The 21,213-nt window shown below is 36.7% G+C and carries 14 protein-coding genes, 6 tRNA genes and 2 pseudogenes; 16 read left to right on the top strand and 6 right to left on the bottom strand.

Annotated features, from left to right (window positions below; all coding sequences use genetic code 11):
- Window positions 1-68 precede the first annotated feature (68 nt).
- The 9 genes and pseudogenes from MRBLBA3_RS08430 (at window position 69) to MRBLBA3_RS08390 (ending at window position 2,523) form a co-directional block, all read left to right on the top strand.
- A tRNA-Lys gene (locus MRBLBA3_RS08430) sits at window positions 69-144 on the top strand.
- Between the two features lie 13 nt (window positions 145-157).
- Window positions 158-228: transfer RNA gene (locus MRBLBA3_RS08425), tRNA-Gly, on the top strand.
- Window positions 229-238: 10 nt separating this feature from the next.
- Window positions 239-315, top strand: a tRNA-Ile gene (locus MRBLBA3_RS08420).
- Window positions 316-322: 7 nt separating this feature from the next.
- Window positions 323-397 (top strand) — tRNA-Asn (locus MRBLBA3_RS08415).
- A gap of 3 nt (window positions 398-400) precedes the next feature.
- Window positions 401-491 (top strand) — tRNA-Ser (locus MRBLBA3_RS08410).
- Between the two features lie 8 nt (window positions 492-499).
- A tRNA-Glu gene (locus MRBLBA3_RS08405) sits at window positions 500-571 on the top strand.
- A 136-nt stretch (window positions 572-707) separates the two neighbouring features.
- Window positions 708-971, top strand: a pseudogene (locus MRBLBA3_RS08400) (RNA polymerase sigma factor); the annotation flags it as partial.
- Window positions 958-1,155: pseudogene (locus tag MRBLBA3_RS08395) on the top strand (anti sigma factor C-terminal domain-containing protein); the annotation flags it as partial. The pseudogenes MRBLBA3_RS08400 and MRBLBA3_RS08395, both read left to right, overlap by 14 nt.
- 423 nt (window positions 1,156-1,578) lie before the next feature.
- Window positions 1,579-2,523 (top strand): L-lactate dehydrogenase, encoded by a 945-nt coding sequence (locus tag MRBLBA3_RS08390; protein ID WP_000715348.1) that lies wholly within the window; start codon window positions 1,579-1,581, stop codon window positions 2,521-2,523.
- A gap of 324 nt (window positions 2,524-2,847) precedes the next feature.
- On the opposite strand, the gene MRBLBA3_RS08385 is transcribed toward MRBLBA3_RS08390, so the two are convergent.
- Window positions 2,848-7,083, bottom strand: a complete 4,236-nt coding sequence (locus MRBLBA3_RS08385) for a S8 family serine peptidase (protein WP_363380782.1) — start codon at window positions 7,081-7,083, stop codon at window positions 2,848-2,850.
- A gap of 47 nt (window positions 7,084-7,130) precedes the next feature.
- On the bottom strand, window positions 7,131-7,736 hold the full coding sequence (locus MRBLBA3_RS08380) for a CalY family protein (RefSeq protein WP_363380779.1): 606 nt from the start codon (window positions 7,734-7,736) through the stop codon (window positions 7,131-7,133).
- A 472-nt stretch (window positions 7,737-8,208) separates the two neighbouring features.
- On the opposite strand from MRBLBA3_RS08380, the gene glgB reads away from it, so the two are divergent.
- The 5 genes from glgB (at window position 8,209) to glgP (ending at window position 16,272) form a co-directional block, all read left to right on the top strand.
- Window positions 8,209-10,146 (top strand): 1,4-alpha-glucan branching protein GlgB, encoded by a 1,938-nt coding sequence (gene glgB, locus MRBLBA3_RS08375; protein WP_363380776.1) that lies wholly within the window; start codon window positions 8,209-8,211, stop codon window positions 10,144-10,146.
- Window positions 10,094-11,224 carry a glucose-1-phosphate adenylyltransferase gene (glgC, locus tag MRBLBA3_RS08370; RefSeq protein ID WP_000057600.1) on the top strand — a complete coding sequence of 377 codons (1,131 nt, stop codon included), beginning with the start codon at window positions 10,094-10,096 and terminating at the stop codon, window positions 11,222-11,224. The genes glgB and glgC overlap by 53 nt, the downstream gene beginning before the upstream one ends.
- A gap of 18 nt (window positions 11,225-11,242) precedes the next feature.
- Window positions 11,243-12,277: a glucose-1-phosphate adenylyltransferase subunit GlgD gene (gene glgD / locus MRBLBA3_RS08365; protein WP_212088339.1), complete on the top strand. Its 1,035-nt coding sequence runs from the start codon at window positions 11,243-11,245 to the stop codon at window positions 12,275-12,277.
- A gap of 137 nt (window positions 12,278-12,414) precedes the next feature.
- Window positions 12,415-13,845, top strand: coding sequence for a glycogen synthase GlgA (glgA, locus tag MRBLBA3_RS08360; RefSeq protein ID WP_212088337.1), 1,431 nt, complete (start codon window positions 12,415-12,417; stop codon window positions 13,843-13,845).
- Window positions 13,846-13,863: 18 nt separating this feature from the next.
- Window positions 13,864-16,272 (top strand): glycogen phosphorylase, encoded by a 2,409-nt coding sequence (gene glgP, locus MRBLBA3_RS08355; RefSeq protein WP_363380771.1) that lies wholly within the window; start codon window positions 13,864-13,866, stop codon window positions 16,270-16,272.
- A 323-nt stretch (window positions 16,273-16,595) separates the two neighbouring features.
- Here the strand turns inward: glgP and MRBLBA3_RS08350 are convergent, their stop codons facing one another.
- Complete coding sequence (locus MRBLBA3_RS08350; RefSeq protein WP_001260108.1) at window positions 16,596-17,318, bottom strand: lipase family protein; 723 nt, start codon at window positions 17,316-17,318, stop codon at window positions 16,596-16,598.
- A 141-nt stretch (window positions 17,319-17,459) separates the two neighbouring features.
- On the opposite strand from MRBLBA3_RS08350, the gene MRBLBA3_RS08345 reads away from it, so the two are divergent.
- A complete protein-coding gene (locus MRBLBA3_RS08345; protein ID WP_363380768.1) occupies window positions 17,460-18,233 on the top strand; it encodes a MerR family transcriptional regulator in 774 nt (257 codons plus the stop codon).
- A 184-nt stretch (window positions 18,234-18,417) separates the two neighbouring features.
- Here MRBLBA3_RS08345 and MRBLBA3_RS08340 read toward each other — a convergent pair whose 3' ends face one another.
- Both MRBLBA3_RS08340 and MRBLBA3_RS08335 read right to left on the bottom strand, forming a co-directional pair.
- The gene (locus MRBLBA3_RS08340) at window positions 18,418-18,567 is read right to left on the bottom strand and encodes a hypothetical protein (protein WP_000521653.1); all 150 of its coding nucleotides are present in this window, start codon (window positions 18,565-18,567) and stop codon (window positions 18,418-18,420) included.
- Between the two features lie 507 nt (window positions 18,568-19,074).
- Window positions 19,075-19,857 (bottom strand): TIGR00266 family protein, encoded by a 783-nt coding sequence (locus MRBLBA3_RS08335; RefSeq protein WP_363380765.1) that lies wholly within the window; start codon window positions 19,855-19,857, stop codon window positions 19,075-19,077.
- Window positions 19,858-20,184: 327 nt separating this feature from the next.
- Between MRBLBA3_RS08335 and cspD the strand changes: the two genes are divergently transcribed.
- A complete protein-coding gene (cspD, locus tag MRBLBA3_RS08330) occupies window positions 20,185-20,385 on the top strand; it encodes a cold-shock protein CspD (protein ID WP_001193052.1) in 201 nt (66 codons plus the stop codon).
- A gap of 43 nt (window positions 20,386-20,428) precedes the next feature.
- Here cspD and MRBLBA3_RS08325 read toward each other — a convergent pair whose 3' ends face one another.
- Window positions 20,429-21,160 (bottom strand): yteA family sporulation protein, encoded by a 732-nt coding sequence (locus MRBLBA3_RS08325; RefSeq protein ID WP_363380761.1) that lies wholly within the window; start codon window positions 21,158-21,160, stop codon window positions 20,429-20,431.
- Window positions 21,161-21,213 lie beyond the last annotated feature (53 nt).

Below are 21,213 nucleotides of genomic sequence, written 5' to 3'. Positions count from 1 at the left end.
GTAGAGCAACTGACTTGTAATCAGTAGGTTGGGGGTTCAAGTCCTCTAGCCGGCACCACTTTCGAAATGAGCCATTAGCTCAGTTGGTAGAGCATCTGACTTTTAATCAGAGGGTCGAAGGTTCGAATCCTTCATGGCTCACCATTTTCAATTTAATGCGGGTGTAGTTTAGTGGTAAAACAAGAGCCTTCCAAGCTCTGGTCGAGAGTTCGATTCTCTTCACCCGCTTTTCAATTATGGGCCTATAGCTCAGCTGGTTAGAGCGCACGCCTGATAAGCGTGAGGTCGATGGTTCGAGTCCATTTAGGCCCACCATAATTATTCCGCAGTAGCTCAGTGGTAGAGCTATCGGCTGTTAACCGATCGGTCGTAGGTTCGAGTCCTACCTGCGGAGCCATACAGAGAAGTACCCAAGTGGCTCAAGGGGCTCCCCTGCTAAGGGAGTAGATCGCTAACGCGGTGCGAGGGTTCGAATCCCTTCTTCTCTGCCATACATATTGGCCCGTTGGTCAAGTGGTTAAGACACCGCCCTTTCACGGCGGTAACACGGGTTCGAATCCCGTACGGGTCATACTAAAAGAGATAGCATAATCTGCTATCTCTTTTTTGTTGTGTAAAAGTGGACTTTTGATAGTCTGCTTTTTTTTATAGATTTTTTGTATACCTTTTTCTATTTGAATCGTCTAACTAATAGAAAGGAGAGAGCGATGGAGTATGAAAAGGTCATTATAGAAACATCAAAAAGTATTTATAGGTATTTGCTTAAAATTGGAGTAACACCAGCAGAAGCAGAGGATATCGTTCAAGATACGATACATAAAGCATTATTATCTATACCGAACATGAAAATTACTTATATAAAAACATGGTTATTTCAAGTTGCGATTAATAGGCACCGTGATTTAGCAAGAAGGCAAAAGCGTATTGAAGAGATCCCGATTGAATCTGTTCAATTAATTGGATCAAAAGGGAAAGTATTATGAGGAATATAAACGTATATATGACTACCTGAGAGGAAAGAAAACAAAACCAAGTGAGCAAGATGTAAAAGTCCTTGGAGTGGTCGTAACAGGAAGTGCTGCGGATTTACAAAAATTAAACGATCAAAATTACGTAAAAGCTGCTGTATTAGGGGCTACTGCGGAAAACAAATAGTATAAATAGAAGAAGCTGTCTCTAAATAGGTGATCTATTGGAGATATTATTTTTGTGGCGCTAACGTTGTCGGGTTTTGTCGGTAAGTCGATATTCCTTGTCGAAACATCAATAAAATCAAAGTTATGTTCGATATATTTGATTTTGCGTCGATATATAATTTCACTTATCGAGAAATTAGCAATAAAAGCTTTCACAATCTAAATAAAACGCATAAATTGGTATTGATTCCACACTTGCTACAATAGTTTTACACTCTATGTGAAAAAGTTCACAATTAGGTCATAATTTGTGAAGTAATTCACAATGATCCATGCTACAATATGAATGTAAAGAAGTTAAACAACATTAAATTAGTATTTTAATTAATTACTTAAACAATAATAAAAAAATAGATGTAAACAATTGAAAGGGGAAATTAACATGAAAAAAGGTATCAATCGCGTAGTATTAGTAGGAACAGGAGCTGTAGGTTGTAGTTACGCTTACTCAATGATCAACCAAGGTGTAGCTGAAGAATTCGTACTTGTAGATGTTAATGAAGCAAAAGCAGAAGGGGAAGCAATGGACTTAAGCCATGCGGTACCATTCTCTCCATCACCAACAAAAGTTTGGAGCGGTAGCTATGCAGATTGTAAAGATGCAGATTTAGTAGTTATCACAGCTGGATTACCACAAAAGCCAGGTGAAACTCGTTTAGACTTAGTTGAGAAAAACACAAAAATCTTCAAACAAATCGTTCGCGGTATTATGGATAGCGGATTCGATGGAATTTTCTTAATCGCAACAAACCCAGTTGATATTTTAACTTACGTAACTTGGAAAGAATCTGGTTTACCGAAAGAGCGCGTAATCGGTTCTGGTACTACTTTAGACTCTGCTCGTTTCCGTTACATGTTAGGTGACTACTTAGATGTAGATCCACGTAACGTTCATGCTTACATCGTTGGTGAGCACGGTGACACTGAACTTCCAGTATGGAGCCACGCTACTGTAGGTGTACAAAAACTAGAAACAATCTTAGCGAACAACGAACAGTATAACCAAGAAGATTTAGATAAAATCTTTGAAAATGTACGTGATGCAGCTTACCATATCATCGAGCGTAAAGGTGCAACTTACTATGGAATCGGTATGTCACTACTTCGTGTAACTAAAGCGATCTTAAGCAACGAGAACAGCGTATTAACCGTATCTGCATACCTTGAAGGTCAATATGGTGAGAAAGATGCTTTCGTAGGTGTTCCAGCTGTTATTAACCGCGAAGGTGTACGTGAAATCGTAGAACTTGAGCTAAATGAAGAAGAAAAAGCGAAATTCGCTCATTCTGTAAAAGTATTAAAAGAAACAATGGCACCAGTACTATAATAATTGCTAAATAATTCAGAGGCGGGAAACTGCTTCCGCCTCTGAGTTTTTATATAATTTAATATAAATTCCTTTTCCGGTTTCCCTTGTATATCCCCAATATACCCCTTTTGCTGGATAAGGGTCGTTTATAGAAAAGAGCACTCTATTTTATATAGAGTGCTCTTTATTATCCCGCATTAACGGGCAGTAAGACCCCCACCTCAAAATGCAGCGAAAGCAAAGAAGTTAGGTGGGGGATCAACTGCCCGTAAAAGCCCGATTGGTTCAACTAATAATCAGTGGGGGATGAACAAAACCCCCACTGATTAAAGTTTCACTTTATCATTTTTTAGGCGTTAATCCTAATTTCTTTAAAATATCTGCAAGTGTACCGCTTTTTGATTTTTCAACAGGTGTTTGTGATTTAGATGCATCTGGACCTTTTTTCAAGAAGTTCTTTTCAACGAAACGAATATCTTTTTCGTCGACAATACCATCTTTGTTGAGATCGCCGTCTTTTACAGATACTCCTTTTTTACCATAGTTGCTAGCGATAATTTCAGCATCTTTAATATCAATGACTTTATCTCCATTTACATCACCTGCAAGGTTTTCATCAGGTCGTGCATAATAATATTGGCCAAGCAGCTTACCATCTTTTTCAGTACCTAATTTCGTTGTTAGGCGGCTTGTTAAATGCCCTGGAACTTCTACGTATAAGTTATAGTCACGCTTATTAACAGGAAGTCCATTTAATTTGAAGTATCCGTATTTATCTAGTGAGCCTTCAAATTTATGACGGTAAGAATCAGTTGCATATACTTTTACGCCAAGTTTCGTATAATCGAACTTTTCATCTAAATATCCACGTTCATTTACGAATGCACCAGGTTTAATATTTCCTTCTACTAGTGAGTTTAAAGACATAACTGAGAATGTTTGATCTTGAAGTACACGAACTCTGTTTGGCTCTGATTCACCTTGTTTCCGGTAAACGAACATTGGTAGATCTAATTGAGCATTTGCTTCATAAAATTCATCATTTTCTACTTTGAAAGTTACATCAATGAACGGGAAATCACCATCTAATCCAGCGAAGTTTTTGTCATCGATAGCTCCGCCTACTGTAACAGCAAAAGTAAATGAACCTTCTTCTAGTTTCGGTTCATTTACTTTTGCTGTTACACCTTTTTCAGAAAGAAGTTTTTCAAAAGCAGGATTCAATTTCGCATTTGCAAATTTGAAGTTTTTCTCTAGGAATTTCACGTTAAATTCTCCAGCAACAAATTGTTTTACGTGCTTCGCGTTTAGTGTTACTGTGAACTCGTCATTTTTATATAATTCTTTTTTATCATAACTAGCTTTTGCATATTGAGCACCTTGCGGGATGAACCAATAGTTATTTACACCGCTTGGATAGTCAGGGCCTGCAGTTGCATAATCGAAAATATACACGCCTGTGTTCATTGGGCCTTCCGTTCTGAAGGAGTCAGGTGTAATACCAACTTTAAAGTCACCATTTTCAGTAATCGGTAAAAACTTATGCAAGTATGGAGAATAGTCATAGTACATAACTCCGTTAGCTTCTTGCGTTATGTTTAATCCTTTTCCTTTTAAGTAGTCAACGTTTGAATCATATACATTTCCTTTAATCCATAGTGCTTTTTTACCGTCTTCTACTGTGTAGTTTTCTTCATTTAGTTCATAAATACCAGGCTGTAATCCAGTTAATTTCACTTCTGGTGGTGTATTATCAATTACGACATAATCACCTTTCACACGTGCCTTCCCGGCTTTATCATAGCCAACAAATTCAATTGTGTAATCTCCTTCTGGTAAGTCGATTTTCTCATCAGCAATTGGTTTTGCAGGATCATTTGTAAAAGGATACACTCTGCCGTTAAAGAATGAATCTAAGTAGTAATACACATCCGTTTTTAGTTCACTCGTGTTTAATGTTCCAATGAAGCCGAGCGCTTTATTTGTTTTTGAGTCTTTCACGATAAGATCTAACGTTTCAAGTTCGCTGTTTAATTGGAATGCCCCGTGAACATATGATTCACGGTATGGATTGAATTTAGATGTATCAGTTGAGATTGTTTTTCTTGATAATAGTGCATTTTCAATGCCAGGCTCTGATACACGAATAGAGAACGGAATTTGATACGTTTCATCTTTATTTTTCGTGTTTGTAATATGAATATACCCTTTATATCGGCCTTGCTTTGCACCAGCTGGAATATTAATTTTTGCTTCAATTTCATCTGATTTACCAGCATCAATAGTAATTATTTCAGAAGTAGAAACTTTTACACCGTTTGTGGTAGCATCGTTAATAGCAGAAGATGCTGGTGTATAAGAAATTTCTGTTTTAAATTCTTTCTTCTCTTGTTTATTGCGATTTTCAATTTTAATTTTTCGTTTTTGTTCAATAGATTCCCCGTCTTTTTGATAGTACTTCCCGAATGCAATGGATCCAGTTTCTTCTGGTACTTCAATCACTTCATCATTCACAATTGTTTTGGTTGTATCTAACACTTTAAAACTTGTTTCAGTGTGAACAGAGTTGTAAGCATCTACTCGTCCAGCTCCAACTTCATATACGGAATACTTTTCTTTTAAATCATCAGCTGTGTTCATAAGAGATGCCTTTACATCGAATGGAGAGTATTCTGGGTGTTCTTGCAAAATCAGAGCAGCAATGCCAGCGATATGTGGAGACGCCATGGATGTTCCTTGCATACGCTCATAGGAAACATCATAGTTTTCACCCTCTTGTGGGTCGTTAATATATTCAGGTACTGTTGAAAGTACAGCAACACCAGGCGCTGTAATATCAGGTTTAATATCATCATTCGATGTAACAGGGCCACGTGAGCTAAAGTCTGCAAGGTGATCACCTTCTGTTTGAATATAACTGAGTTCGTCAAAAGTAAAGGATGTGTTACCTTGTTCAATTTGAGCTTTTAGTTTTTCACCGTCTTCTTTCGTTAGGCGGAATGCTGGAATGTATTTTGTGCTTTCACCAACATAGAAAGGAATTTCTCCGTCCACATTGTTATAAATAATAACGGCTTTTGCACCAGCTTGTTTCGCATTAGCGATTTTTTCATCAAATGAGAGTGTACCACGTGCAACGAGTGCGATTTTTCCTTTTACATCCTTGTTACTAAACTCGTCAGGAGTACCGATTCCTACAGATTCAATAGGGAGAGATTGTCCTTTGAAATCTTCTATTTTATCAGTGAAGTTTTTGCCGAATAAAATTAGGTTAGGGAATTGTAATTGTCCAGCATGACCTGATAGTTTCGGTAAGGAAATAGAGCTATCGCTTGCCCCAACTGTAATAGCAAATGGAGAAGCACCTGGTGATCCGAGTGTCGCTGGATTTGGACCAGAGTTACCAGCAGCAACGACTGTAACAACACCGGAAAGCATTGCGTTATTAACAGCGATAGATGTTGGATCAAGCGGATTGTTACTATCGTCACCTAACGATAAGTTAATGACATTCATACCGTCAGAAATAGATTTATCGATTGCAGCAATAATACCAGAACTATCTCCGCTTCCATAAGGACCGAGTACGCGATAGTTATACAGTTCAATGTCAGGTGCAACACCTTTTACTGCTGAATCTGATTTATTTTTCTTTTGAGCAGAAACGATACCTGCTACGTGAGTACCGTGTGCTGTGTAGAAGGAAGAACCACGATCATCAAATTCAGGAGCGCCAGATTTTTGCCACTCTGTATAAGTTGTTTCCATCGGATCTGCATCGTTATTAATAAAGTCCCAACCTTTTACAGAGTTTGGGTCTACCTTACTAGAATCTTCACCCGGGTTTTCGCGATAGCCTTTATACACGTCTTTTAAGTCAGGGTGATTGTAATCAATACCTGTATCTAATACACCAACTTTAATTCCTTTTCCGGTAATGCCCTCGCTATGTAACTTATCTACCCCAATTTGCGGAATGCTATCTGTTAGTTTTTGAGGTGCTTTTTGCTCAGCTTGTTTCGGTAAATTTAATTTCACTTCGTAATCTTTCCAAATACGTTTTACGACGCCAATTCGCAACAGTTCTTCAACTGTATTAGCTGGTAATGTCATCGCCACGCCGTTCATCGCATGTTTATAAGAGCGTTTAATTTGTACAGACTGGAAATTTCCTGATTTCACTGATGGGCTGAATTGGTGAAGGCGTTTTAATCCTTCTTGGAATTCTTCATGCTCTTGATCAATACGTGCCTTTATATTTTCAGGAGCAGCCTGCAATCCTTTTGCTTTTTGTTTCAATTCATTAATTTTTACTGGTGCAGTTTGAAACTCTACAATGATATTTACTGGTTCAGAACTACTCGTATTAATATCTGGTGAAATAGTAAAGCCAGGATTGGCATCCAATGTTTGTAATGCCAGGCGCTCTCCTTTGGAAAGTTTTGATAGTAAAGAATGAGCATTTGATAAGTCAATTTGGTTAATAGGGCTTTCAGCAAGAACATTGAAAGGAAGAGCTGTTGAAAATAGAACGCCAGCCGTTACAATTCCCGTAACAAAACGATTTTTCTTTTTCATTTATAAGCCTCCGATAATTTGTATTTTTTAATAGAGAAAAAATAAGATTATTTCTCTTCACCTTTTGTTTGTTCTGCATTGAATGTCCAGTTTAGTTGTAAAGAATCACCTTGAAACTTATTTTGATCTTGGTCATTATCTTCAAATGAGAATAGAACGTGTAAGTAATCCGTTTCACCAGATTTAATACCATCTATTAAGTTATGACGTTCTAGAGAAGTAGCTACATCCTCAGGCTTCATAGTTTTTAGTTCTGATAGTTTTGTTTCCCATAAAACCTCGTGATTATCATTTGGATTAGATGGCTTACCATCGTTAACTAGAAACTTTACGACGATATGTTCACCTAAATCTTCACCAGCATTGTTTTGCTTTGCATCTGTAACTTCATAGGATGTTTCGAGTGATACTTTTGCAATATCCAATGTTCCTTTGTTTTCAAGCTTGAAATTTCTTTCAATAAAATCACCAGGCTTTAAATCTTTCACATCAACGATTACACTTGGATTAAGAGAAAGGTCTAGTGTTCCAGCTTGAAATGAATTATTCGATGTTTCAGAATCACTGAAATAGGCGAATACACCACCGAATGTAAGGGATAAGCCAAGTGTGGCTGTGACAACTCCCATTCCTACTTTTTGTTTTAATGACATAAGAAAGCCCCCTAGTTTAAATTTTCATCAAACGTTCGCATGGAATATGAATAGAGTAAACATAGCATTTCAGTATGAATTATATTGGCGAAGGATTGATGTTCTTTATTGAGAACAAGTATATGCTTATGAATTTTCCATTCCAAGAAAATTGCGACAAAAAAATGTTGAGAAACATTTTTTTATGACAGATTATTTTGTTACGATTTTAAGTGATAACTAGCGAGTAAAATAGGATAAATCTAATGAAATAAAGGTTGAGAAATAAATAATAGGATGAAAGACTAGTAGGAAATGAAGCGTTTGCAATGAATATTCGTCAAAATTCGATATTTTACACAGTAAATTTGAATATTTTAAGCGAAATTAAAGAAAAAAACGAATATTTTTTAAAAAATAACAAGGATATTTCAGTTTTTCGCAGAAATGATAAAGAGTAAAAAATTTCTGTCATCTTAGTGAGGTGAACATATTGGATGTAATAAATTGTGAAGAAGTGAAACGAGATGAGTTTCATACAGAAAAGTACTATGACAGTTATAACATCTTTGGGGCACATATTGTGACGGAAGATGGGATGCGAGGTGTACGATTTACAGTATGGGCTCCTCATGCGAAAGCAATGAGTGTTGTTGGAGATTTTAATGAATGGGATTATGAGCAACATAAGATGCTACAAGTGACAGAAGAGGGGATTTGGTCCTTGTTTGTACCGCATATTGCAGAGAATGAGATATACAAGTATGCGATTGAAACGATGGACGGTTCCGTTATTTTAAAAGCAGATCCTTATGCAGTATATGCAGAAGTAAGACCAAATACGGCATCTGTAGTTTTTGATATAGAGGGATATGAATGGAATGATAAAAACTGGATTCGTAAGAGAAAGAAAAAATCGATTTATAAAGAAGCGATGACAGTTTATGAATTACATTTCGGTTCTTGGAAAAAGAAAGAAGATGGCGCTCTGTATTCTTACAGAGAAATGGCAGAGGAGCTCATTCCGTATGTGGTGGAACATCAATTTACACATATTGAAATTATGCCGCTTGTTGAGCATCCATATGATCGTTCTTGGGGATATCAAGGAACAGGATATTATGCAGCGACAAGTAGATTCGGCACGCCACATGATTTGATGTATTTTGTCGATGAATGTCATAAATATGGAATCGGTGTCATTTTAGATTGGGTGCCGGGGCATTTTTGTAAAGATGCTCACGGTTTATATTTGTTTGATGGGACACCGACTTATGAATATAAAGATATAGATGTACAAGAAAACCTGGTATGGGGAACTGTTAATTTTGATTTAGGGAAGAGAGAAGTACGTAATTTCTTAATTTCAAATGCATTATTTTGGATGAAGTATTTCCATATTGATGGTTTCAGGGTAGATGCAGTTGCGAATATGCTGTACTGGAATAAAGAAGGAAAAGAGCAAAGTAATGAACACGCTGTTTCTTTCTTAAGAGAGTTAAATGAAGCTGTGTTTGCAGAAGATGAAGAGTTTCTTATGACAGCAGAAGATTCAACAGCTTGGCCGCTTGTAACAGCTCCAACATACGAGGGTGGACTTGGATTCAATTATAAATGGAATATGGGTTGGATGAATGACGTGCTGAAATATATGGAATGTGCACCAGAGTACCGGAAATACATTCATGAGAAAATGACATTCTCTTTACTATATGCTCACTCTGAAAACTTCATATTGCCACTTTCTCATGATGAAGTCGTTCATGGGAAAAAGTCGTTATTAAATAAAATGCCAGGAGAGTACTGGGATAAGTTCGCCCAACTTCGTTTATTATATGGATATTTCTTTACTCATCCAGGTAAGAAATTACTCTTTATGGGTGGAGAATTTGGCCAATTTGATGAGTGGAAAGATCTTGAAGATTTGGATTGGAATTTACATGATTTTGAAATGCATCGTAATATGCATGATTACTTTAAAGAGCTCATAGCATTGTATAAGCGTTCAAAACCACTTTGGCAGTTAGATCACTCGCCTGAAGGGTTTCAGTGGATTGATGCTAATAATAATGAGCAAAGTATTTTCTCGTTTATTCGCCAAGGGGATAAGCAAGAAGATGCGTTAGTTGTCGTATGTAATTTTACGAAAGCTACATATGAAAACTATAAAGTAGGTGTACCAGATTTCGAGTATTATAACGAAATTTTAAACAGTGATGCTGAGCAATATGGCGGATCGGGGCAAGTGAATAAGAAACGTCTCAAGGCGGTTCTAGAACCGTATCATAATCAAGCGGCACATGTAGAAATTACAATTCCACCATTTGGCGTATCCATATTACGACCAGTGAAGACGAGAAAGGGGAGCAAAAAACAAGATGGCTCAAAAACAAAAGTGCGTAGCGATGTTACTAGCAGGGGGAAAAGGTAGTCGTTTAAGTGCATTAACAAAAAATTTAGCTAAGCCAGCTGTTCCATTTGGTGGTAAATATCGCATTATTGATTTTACGTTAAGTAACTGCGCAAACTCCGGTATTGAAACGGTGGGAATTTTAACACAATATCAACCGCTAGAACTTCATAATTATATTGGAATCGGAAATGCTTGGGATCTTGATCGTGTAAACGGTGGAGTCACTGTGTTACCTCCCTATGCGGAGTCTTCAGGGGTGAAGTGGTATACAGGTACGGCAAGTGCTATTTATCAAAACCTAAACTATTTAAGTCAGTACGAACCAGAATATGTCCTTATTTTATCAGGCGATCATATTTATAAAATGGATTACAGTAAAATGCTAGATTACCATATTGAGAAAGAAGCAGATGTTTCAATTTCTGTTATTGAGGTGCCTTGGGATGAAGCAAGTCGCTTTGGCATCATGAATACAAATGAAGAGATGGAAGTTGTTGAATTTGAGGAGAAACCGCAATTTCCAAGAAGTAATCTTGCATCAATGGGAATTTATATTTTTAACTGGGCTATTTTAAAAGAATATTTAGAGATGGATGCAAGAAATCCTGAATCTAGTAATGACTTCGGAAAAGATGTACTTCCACTTTTATTAGATGAAGGGAAGAAGTTGATGGCGTATCCGTTTGAAGGATATTGGAAAGATGTTGGAACGGTGAAAAGCTTATGGGAAGCGAATATGGATTTACTTCGTGATGAAACATCGTTGAACTTGAACGATCGTAATTGGCGCATTTATTCTGTGAATCCAAATGAGCCACCTCAATATATTGCGGAACAGGCAAAAGTAGAGGAATCACTTATTAATGAAGGATGCGTCATTGAAGGGGACGTGAAGCATTCTGTTTTATTCCAAGGAGTAACGGTAGAAGAAGGTAGTATGGTAATCGATTCTGTCGTTATGCCTGGGGCAAAGATTGGTAAAAACGTTGTGATTGAAAGAGCGATTGTTGGATCAGAAATGGTTATTGAAGATGGGACAATAATTCGCCCAGAAAAAAATGTTGACGATGTAGTACTAATTGCTGAAGGAAAATAGAAAAGGGGGATGAAATGAATGGGAGAAAAAATGTTAGGAATTATTAATGCAACGGGAAGTTTTCCTTCCTTAAAGAAAGTAACAGGGCATCGTTCATTAGCGGCGTTACCGTTTGGAGGCCGTTACCGACTCATTGATTTCATGCTTTCAAATATGGTGAATTCTAATATTCATAGCGTGGCGGTTTTTACAAGTCATAAAAATCGTTCTTTAATGGATCATGTCGGTTCAGGAAAACAGTGGGATTTAGATAGAAAGCGTGATGGCCTGTTTTTATTCCCACCGAATTGCCAATGTGATCATGACGAATTTGGATCTTTTGCACATTTTAGAAGACATATTGATTATTTTCTAAGAAGCAGAGAAGAGTATGTTGTTATTACGAATAGCCATCTTGTAACAGCGTTAAATTTTCAAGCGGTGCTAAAGCGACATATACATACGTCTGCAGATATTACTGAAGTTTGTCATGAAGGGGTTTCGCTTCAAACATATGTGTTAAAGAAACAATTATTGCTAGATTTATTTGAGACATATAAAGATGTGGAGCAATATAGTTTATTTGATGTAGTGAGAGAAAAGCGCGGAAAATCACTGCATATTGCTACGTATGAGCATACAGGATATGTAGCCATTATTGATTCGATTGAAAGTTACTATAAACATAGCTTAGAAATTTTGCAGCCTGCTATTTGGAAGCAATTATTTAAGAAAGAAGCACCGATTTTTACGAAAGTAAAAGATGAACCACCAACTCGTTATCTGAAGGGTGCAACCGTGAAAAATACAATGATTGCAAACGGCAGTATTATTGAAGGTGAAGTGGAAAATAGTGTTGTCTCCCGTTCTGTTAAAATTGGAAAAGGTTCAATTGTTCGTAATAGTATTATTATGCAAAAGAGCCAAATTGGAGATAATTGTATAATAGACGGTGTTATTATTGATAAAGATGTGAAACTTGGCGACGGTGTAGTTTTAAAAGGAAGTGCTGATGAGCCATATGTTGTAGAAAAAGGTAGTGTACAAAATAGTACAATCAATAGTTATTCGTAAATAGCAGGTACATAATTAGTGGGGGATTTAGAAAACCCCCACTAATTATGGTTTTACTCTACATGAAAACTTGAAGGGAGGAAGCTGTAAGAAGAGCGATTTATGATGTATACGCTTTTCGTGCAGTGGAACAACAGGTGAATATTTTATTTGCAGTATCAGAATGTGTACCATTTATTAAATCCGGAGGTCTAGCTGATGTAGCAGGAGCGCTCCCAAAAGAATTAAAAAAATTAGGAGTGAATGTTCGCATTATACTTCCGAACTACAGTCTTATCCCGAAAGAGCTAAGAGAAGGATGTACGCTTCATAAAGTAATTAACGTTCCTCTTGGATGGAGAAACCAATATTGCGGGATTTTAAAAGGTGAGCAGGATGGGATTACGTATTACTTAATAGATAATGAATATTATTTTAAGAGAGATTCTCTATATGGTCATTATGATGATGGGGAGCGTTTTTCTTATTTTTCAAAAGCAGTTTTAGAGTGTATTCCGCATCTTGATTTCGAAGTAGATGTTCTTCATAGCCATGATTGGCACACAGCTATGGTTAATTTCTTGCTTCGTGAAAAGTATCAAGATAACCCGTTATATGAGCATATTAAAACAGTATATACGATTCATAACTTGCAGTTCCAAGGTGTATTTCCTCCTGAAGTGATGTACGACTTACTGGAGCTTGGTCATGAATATTTTCATAGTGAACAGCTTGAGTTTTATGGAAACGTGAACTTTATGAAAGGCGGTATTATCGCATCTGACCAAATTACAGCGGTTAGCCCGACATATAAAGAAGAGATTCAATATGAGTTTTTCGGTGAGAAGTTAGATGGATTGTTACGAAAGAATAACGATAAGCTTAGTGGCATTGTAAATGGAATTGATACGAGCGTATATAATCCAGAAACAGATTCGTATATTACTGCTCAGTATAGTGCAGAGTCATTAGATGGAAAGAATGAAAATAAACGTGCATTGCAGCGTTATTTTGGTTTGCCAGAAAAAGAAGATACTCCAGTTATTTCGATGGTAACACGATTAACGAAGCAAAAGGGGCTTGATCTAGTACGTACTGTATTCCGTGAAATAATGGAAGAAGATGTACAATGTATTATTTTAGGATCAGGAGATTCTGAATACGAGCAGTTCTTTGAATGGATGGCATACGAGTATCCAGAAAAGATAAAAGTATATATCGGATTTAATGAAGAGTTAGCGCACCAAGTATATGCGGGAAGCGATTTGTTTTTAATGCCATCGCTGTTTGAACCGTGTGGCCTTGGACAACTTATTGCACTAGCATATGGTACGATTCCAATTGTAAGAGAAACAGGTGGATTAAATGATACTGTACATTCTTACGATGAAGAAACTGGAATTGGAAATGGCTTTAGCTTTACGAACTTTAATGCACATGACATGTTACATACAGTTCTTCGTGCAATTGAGTTTTATCAAGATAAACCGGTATGGGATAGGCTTGTAAAGCAAGCGATGACTGAAGATTATAGCTGGGGGAAATCGGCTCTTGCGTACAAGAAATTGTATAAAAGTCTCATGGAATAACATTGAGGTGGTGAATAAATGTTTACTCATGTTGAAAGTTTCAAATCCGCTTTTCTAGAAAAATTAGAAACGATGTATGGGAAAAGTTTCAAAGATTCTACAACTCGTGATCAGTATAATACGCTTGGTCATATGGTACGTGAGTATATGAATAGTCAATGGATTGCAACGAATGAAAGTTATCGGTCCGGAGACCAAAAGCAAATGTATTACTTATCCATTGAATTTTTACTTGGGCGTTTGCTTGGAAGTAACATATTAAACTTAGGTATCAGGGATGTATGTGAAAAGGGGCTTTCTGAACTTGGAATTTCTTTGCACGAGTTAGAAGAGGTTGAAGCAGATGCAGGACTTGGAAATGGTGGGCTTGGACGATTAGCAGCCTGTTTTCTCGACTCGCTTGCTTCTTTAAACTTACCAGGACATGGCTGTGGTATTCGTTATAAGCATGGCCTGTTTGATCAAAAAATTGTTGATGGCTATCAAGTAGAATTTCCAGAACAGTGGCTTCTTCATGAAAATGTTTGGGAAGTAAGAAGGTATGATCAAGCTGTAGAAGTAAGTTATTTCGGAAACGTTGAACCGCTAGAAATTGATGGGCGTTTAGAGTTCAGGCATACAAATGCAGAAGTTATTATGGCAGTACCATACGACGTACCAGTTATAGGGTATGAAACAAGTACTGTAAACACGCTCAGACTTTGGAATGCGGAGCCAGTTCCTTTCCCGCAAAATTGTAAAGATATTTTGAAATATAAGCGTGAAACAGAGGCTGTATCGGAGTTTTTATATCCAGATGATACGCATGATGAGGGGAAAATACTTCGTTTGAAACAACAATATTTCCTCGTATCAGCAAGTTTGCAAAATATCGTTCGTATGCATAGGGAGAGACACGGTAGTCTTCGTCAGTTACATGAAAAAATCGCGATTCATATAAACGATACGCATCCGGTTCTAGCAATTCCAGAACTTATGCGTATTTTATTAGACGAAGAAAAATTGACATGGGAAGAAGCTTGGCACATAACAACGCAGACGATTTCCTATACGAATCATACGACGTTATCAGAAGCGCTTGAGAAATGGCCAATTCACATTTTTAAACCGTTATTACCGAGAATTTATATGATTATTGAAGAAATTAATGAACGTTTCTGTCATGAGCTTTGGGACCGTTATACGTACGATTGGAAGCGTATTGAGGACATGGCCATTATTGCGCATGACCTTGTGAAAATGGCTCATTTAGCGATTGTTGGTAGCCATAGCGTTAATGGTGTAGCGAAAATCCACACAGAAATTTTAAAGCAGCGTGAAATGCGATTGTTCTATGAATTTTATCCAGATAAGTTTAATAATAAAACGAATGGAATTGCTCATAGGCGCTGGCTAATGAAGGCGAATCCGCAGCTGACGAATCTTATTTCGGAAGCGATTGGAACAGAGTGGAAGAAAGAACCGATTAAGCTTCAAGCGCTGCAAACATTTCACCACGATGTTAGTTTCCAAGAAATGCTTGCAGGGGTAAAACAAGAGCGTAAGATTATTTTAGCGGAGCGCATTCATAATAAAATGGGGATCACGATTGATCCAAATTCTATTTTTGATGTGCAAGTGAAAAGACTACATGCCTATAAACGACAATTATTAAATGTTCTTCATATTTTATACTTATATAACCGTTTAAAAGAGGATACTAGTTTTTCATTTTACCCGCGTACTTTTATTTTTGGAGCGAAAGCATCACCTGGTTATTATTATGCGAAGAAAATTATTAAATTAATAAATGAGCTTGCAAGAAAAGTAAATAATGATCCGTACGTAAGTCAGTTTATGAAAGTTATCTTTCTAGAAAACTACCGAGTTTCTTTAGCTGAAGATATATTCCCGGCGGCAGATGTAAGTGAACAAATTTCAACTGCGAGTAAAGAAGCATCGGGAACAGGTAACATGAAATTCATGATGAATGGTGCAATCACACTCGGAACGTTAGATGGGGCTAATATTGAAATAAAAGACCGGGTCGGTGATGATGCCTGCTTCATTTTTGGCTTAACGGCAGATGAGGTTCTTCATTACTATCAAAATGGTGGATATCGTGCAAGTGATTATTATCACCATAATATGCACATTAAAAAAGTAGTAGATCAGTTAACGAATGGTTTCTTTGCACAATCGGGAGCTGAATTTGAAGCGATTTATGATTCTCTCGTTATTCAAAACGATGAGTACTTCGTTCTTCGAGATTTTAGCCCATATGCTGAAAGACAAGAAGCTGTCGGAAGGGCCTATGAAAATAGGCAGAAATGGCTGGAAATGTCGATTTTGAACATTGCACAATCTGGGCATTTTGCGAGTGATCGAACAATTTTGCAGTACAGTAATGAAATTTGGGGAATTGGTAATACTGTTAAACTGTTTTAGATAAAAGCCCCTTTTGAAGGGGCTTTTATTTATTCACCTTTAAATCAGGAATACGATTGCTTAGAAAAATAAAACGGGCTTAATGAGATTAAGCTCGTTTTACTTATTTTGCTTAAGAAAGAAATGGGATAGTGGTATATATTATACCTGTTCCACCATATTCCCCTGTCGCAAAGTATGAAAATGTAAAGAAACCTGTAAACGAAAAAATTATTATAAGAAAAAGTGCAAAGAAAAATTTTAGCATGTAAGGTCCCCTCATCCGAAAGTCATTTCATAGATTATTATAGTATACAAATATTAAATTTCCAATTGTTTACTGGTTAAAAATGAGAAGTCAGACATGTTTTGTATGTTGTAATGGAATGATTATTTATAATGGATTTTGTATTTTTCGTAAATGTCATGTTGTGATGAACGTGTGCATATTCCCAATCGCGATCATTAAAATTTATGTTTCGGGGAGGGAGAAGTGGAACGACATCGAATAAGTTGACGAAACGAAAGCTACTAGCTACTTGCAGTTTATAATAATTTCGAAAGGCGATATCTCCAACTTTTGGAGAGGCGAATGTATAAAGACCGTACTGTGAGAAGGCAGTATTTATACGTGCATCTAGTATGTGTAATGTAGCGAGTGCCCCTCCTAAGCTATGACCTGTTGCAAGAAGTTTCTTATGGGCTGGCAATGATACGAGCATATCCATAATCGAATCTCGGCAAGATTCATAAATAGAAAGGAAGCCGTTATGGACATTTCCACTGTTTAAAGCATATGGGTATGGCCTTTGGTTGACGAGTGAATCGATAATCCAGTCTGTATCTGTTTGTGTGCCCCTAAAAGCTACAATAATTGTATCTTCAGATTCTAATATGAACCCAAACCATTCCATCGTTTGAATCGCTTTCCCTTGAAAGCCTTGTACATATTGGAATCCATCAGGTATTTCAAAAATCCCATTTTGTTTATATTGTTCATACGTTAGATCGCAGCAAGATGCTAATAATATGGCAGTATCTTTATCAAAGGATAAAGGAGTACGCATCAAGAAAGCCCTCCTTAAGAAAAGGTATAGTTCAATATATGCAGTGAGGAACTTGATTCATTCTTTTTGAAAAAAGGCTTGAACCTACAGTTACGTGAGGGAGTATGATTTTTGTAAACATATTGTTAGGAGGAGTGTAGGATGAGCAAAAAGGAAGGCTATTCAATTGGTGAGTTTTCAAAGAGAACAGGCACATCAATACGGACACTACAATATTACGATGAAATTGGATTGCTTAAACCTGAAAAAAATATAAGTTCAGGACACCGTGTATATAAAGATAAAGATATATTAGCGCTCCAAAAAATAGTGAGTCTTAAAGTATTAGGATATAGTTTAGAAGAAATTCGTGTCATGCTCAATGTGAAAAGTTTGAATATAAGCTTAAAAGAAACATTACAAAATCAAAGGGTAGCTTTTGAAGAAAAGAAAAAACAACTTGAAGTTTCGATAAAGGCGATTGAACGAACAATGGTATGCCTTAAGGAAGATGAAGAGGTAGATAGTAACATATTAATGAGCTTAATTAATAGTATCCAAAAAGAAAACGAACAACGTTTATGGCTTGAAGAATATGTATCAAAAGAAGTGGCTGATGGATTATATAATAAGCCGGAAGAAGAGGGCATAGCACTTGATAAAGAGTTTGTGCGTTTAGCAAAAGAAGTAAAAAGGCTATTTGGAAAACATGTTGATGATCCAGAAGTACAAACGCTTGTAGATCAGCATATGAAGGCAACCCTTAAGTATGTCGGAGAAGGAACGATGTATTCTTTAAGTGAAGAAGTAGATGATATAGAAGAACAATATAATAAGATGATGCCCTCTCCTTATACAGTGGAAGAAGAGTTATGGCTTAATGAAGCGATGGAATGTTATATGGTTAAAAATGGTTTGTATAGTCCACCTAAATAAAAAAGCCGATTTCTATCTCAAGGAATTGACTTTTTTAGTTATACTTAATGAACTAACGCATGCGTTAGTTCATTAAGTAAGAGGTTTGAAAAAATAGCCTGTATATATTTGAACGATGAATAACTTACCTATTTTCTTGTATTTGTTTGCACCATATACAGAAAATTAGGGAAAACGTAACATATTATTTATCTGTTTGTTTTTGCTTCTTTTTCAAATACTCCGCACGCAATTTTTCAAGTTGCTGCTTTTTATCAAATTTGGCAGGCGTCTGTTTTTCATGAAACTTTGCCACAGCTACCTGACTTTTGTAATCCAATTGATATTTTCCCACTTTGTTCACCTACTTTTCTTGTCTTTAAAGAAAATTTATTTAACAAATATAATATACCTTATTTTACTGAAGTAAACCTTATTAATTTATTAGTTGCAAAGTCTTTTTACTACTTGTTTAAAAAAATCTACACCCCAAATATTTTTCTCCAAAAAATCATCCCTTGTTATTAATTTTTCTACTTATATCTATCTTGATCCAAATGTTTCCTTATCAAACTACCCTGCCCCGTTAGTTTAAGGCAGATTTTATCTAAATAATGCGGGGTGAACCAAAATGGAGAAAAAACGAGGACAGCATTATGTCTGGACATATTATCTAACCTCATGGACTGATGATTCGGAAAATTTATTTCGGAATTCTTCACCTAGTATGTGTAACTTCTCAACCAACTTGTTGTTGTTTGTAGGCGAAAATTAAAACACCCTTTCATGTAGTACTATGAAAGGGTGTTTTAATTTTATTCATTCTCTTAAGTTGATGGCTATGGCCCCAGAAGGACACTATTTATTCTTTCCCATCTAAAAGGCGACCAAGTCCGCCTAAAACGCTGCCTTCACCGCTGCTTTGAGCTGCTGGGCTTGTAAGGCGCGCTGCTAAGCGACTAAGTGTTAAAGACTGAATCCAAACAGTTCCAGGACCTTCTAACGTTGCGAAGAATAAACCTTCACCGCCAAATAGAGCTGTTTTTACTTTTCCAACGAATTCAACATCATAGTTAACGTCTTTTGTCATTGCAACGAGACAACCTGTATCAATGCGAAGTTTTTCACCAGGTTTCAATTCACGTTTATATACTGTTCCACCTGCGTGCATGAAAGCAAGTCCGTCACCTTCAAGTTTCTGCATGATGAAACCTTCACCACCGAAGAAACCAGTTCCAATTTTCTTTGTAAACTCGATTCCGATAGAAACACCTTTTGCGGCACAAAGAAATGCGTCTTTTTGACAAACGACTTTTCCTTGATACTCTGTTAAATCAACAGGAATAATTTTTCCTGGATACGGAGAGGCGAATGATACGTGGCGTTTGCCATGATCTGTATTTGTAAATACAGTCATAAACATGCTTTCACCTGTAACGAGACGTTTACCAGCGCCCATTAATTTTCCAAATAAGCCGCCAGATGGTCCTGAACCATCGCCGAAGATTGTTTCCATTTCAATATGATCTTCCATCATCATCATTGCGCCAGCTTCAGCGATAACGCTTTCTTCTGGGTCCAATTCAATTTCAACGAACTGCATATCATCGCCATATAATTTATATTCGATTTCATGTGCCTTCATTTTCTTCACCTCAATGTAATAGATAATCATATTGTACAGAATTTAAAGAGATTAGAAAACTACAGTTTTGTTAATTTTCAAATAAAAGTAAAGTAGAATAGGAATTTATGGTTATACTAGGATTATAAAAAACGCTGGAGTGAAAGTGTTCTCATTTGACGTTTTGGATTGAGCGTGATATAGTGAAGTCACTATTGAGCTACATAATGTGGTACGGAAATAAAGCACGTTGAATTAAAGGCTGTAAGCTTGTTATACATTCATGTCCTTTATATCCACCTTTTCATGTGGATTCATAGTTTCATTTTTATTTAGGAGGTACATGACATGCAAACAGGTAAAGTTAAATGGTTTAACGGCGAAAAAGGTTTCGGTTTCATCGAAGTTGAAGGCGGAGAAGACGTATTCGTACATTTCTCAGCTATTCAAGGCGACGGATTCAAAACTTTAGAAGAAGGTCAAGAAGTTTCTTTCGAAATCGTTGAAGGCAACCGCGGACCACAAGCAGCTAACGTTACAAAAAACTAATTAGCTAACGATAAAAAGCATTCCGAATTTCGGAATGCTTTTTTTATTCTTTGGAGCTAGATTCATTTGAAGATAATTCACCTTTAAAAGTACGTTCTTCAAAGTCATCAAGCATTTGCTCATATTCTTCATGTTCCTCTGTAGCGAAAACTTGTGGGTTTTTGCCATACATATCCGTACCAATAAAGTTTTCAAAATCCTCAACGAAGCCTACATTCTCTTCACTATTTACGTACATGCCATTATAGTTTTTTGAATCTTGTCTTTCTAAATCAGATGGAGTTTCAGACGTTCCGTAATTTGCAACGTCTTGCCATGCATCTTCAGCATCGTACTCTACAGAATGATCTTCGTCGTGCTTATGAAACGAAGGAGCCAACACCTCTTCTTCAACTGGTCGTGTGTTTATATCCAATTTATTTGTAGTGTGCTGTATACACGTTGTAGCAGTCGGCATTGCTTCTAATCTTTCGAACGGAATTTCCTCACCAGACACTTCGCAAATACCGTACGTACCAGCCTCGATTTTTTGCAGGGCATGTTTCGTATCTTCTAGTTGTTTATGCCAAAATTCGATGAGCCCGAAATCTTTCTCACGTTCGTACAATTCTGTAGCCATATCACCTGGATGGTTGTCATAGCTAGACAATTCTCCCACTGAATCACGTTCAGAAGCACGATCTGCATTCTCATGAGTTTGTATTGTTTGTTCAACTTCTTGCTGTTGTTTTTCTAAAATAGATTTAAATTGATTTATTTGTTGTGGAGTTAACATAGTCGTCCACCTTCCTACAATTCGGTTTCTTTACATAGTATGAGCGTTGGAGG

Origin of the sequence: Bacillus sp. LBA3-1-1.1 (assembly GCF_040676495.1) — a bacterium.
GTDB classification, from domain to species: domain Bacteria; phylum Bacillota; class Bacilli; order Bacillales; family Bacillaceae_G; genus Bacillus_A; species Bacillus_A nitratireducens.
Note: the sequence above shows the minus strand (reverse complement) of the source record. Positions and strands in the feature narration are given on the sequence as shown.

What these genes read in the sequence shown, in the direction of transcription:
- cspD (WP_001193052.1), top strand. Translation starts at nt 20,185, where the DNA reads ATGCAAACAGGTAAAGTTAAATGGTTTAACGGCGAAAAAGGTTTCGGT.
- MRBLBA3_RS08325 (WP_363380761.1), bottom strand. Translation starts at nt 21,160, where the DNA reads ATGTTAACTCCACAACAAATAAATCAATTTAAATCTATTTTAGAAAAA.
- MRBLBA3_RS08345 (WP_363380768.1), top strand. Translation starts at nt 17,460, where the DNA reads ATGAGCAAAAAGGAAGGCTATTCAATTGGTGAGTTTTCAAAGAGAACA.
- MRBLBA3_RS08380 (WP_363380779.1), bottom strand. Translation starts at nt 7,736, where the DNA reads ATGTCATTAAAACAAAAAGTAGGAATGGGAGTTGTCACAGCCACACTT.
- MRBLBA3_RS08390 (WP_000715348.1), top strand. Translation starts at nt 1,579, where the DNA reads ATGAAAAAAGGTATCAATCGCGTAGTATTAGTAGGAACAGGAGCTGTA.
- glgP (WP_363380771.1), top strand. Translation starts at nt 13,864, where the DNA reads ATGTTTACTCATGTTGAAAGTTTCAAATCCGCTTTTCTAGAAAAATTA.
- glgD (WP_212088339.1), top strand. Translation starts at nt 11,243, where the DNA reads ATGGGAGAAAAAATGTTAGGAATTATTAATGCAACGGGAAGTTTTCCT.
- glgC (WP_000057600.1), top strand. Translation starts at nt 10,094, where the DNA reads ATGGCTCAAAAACAAAAGTGCGTAGCGATGTTACTAGCAGGGGGAAAA.
- MRBLBA3_RS08335 (WP_363380765.1), bottom strand. Translation starts at nt 19,857, where the DNA reads ATGAAGGCACATGAAATCGAATATAAATTATATGGCGATGATATGCAG.
- MRBLBA3_RS08350 (WP_001260108.1), bottom strand. Translation starts at nt 17,318, where the DNA reads ATGCGTACTCCTTTATCCTTTGATAAAGATACTGCCATATTATTAGCA.
- MRBLBA3_RS08385 (WP_363380782.1), bottom strand. Translation starts at nt 7,083, where the DNA reads ATGAAAAAGAAAAATCGTTTTGTTACGGGAATTGTAACGGCTGGCGTT.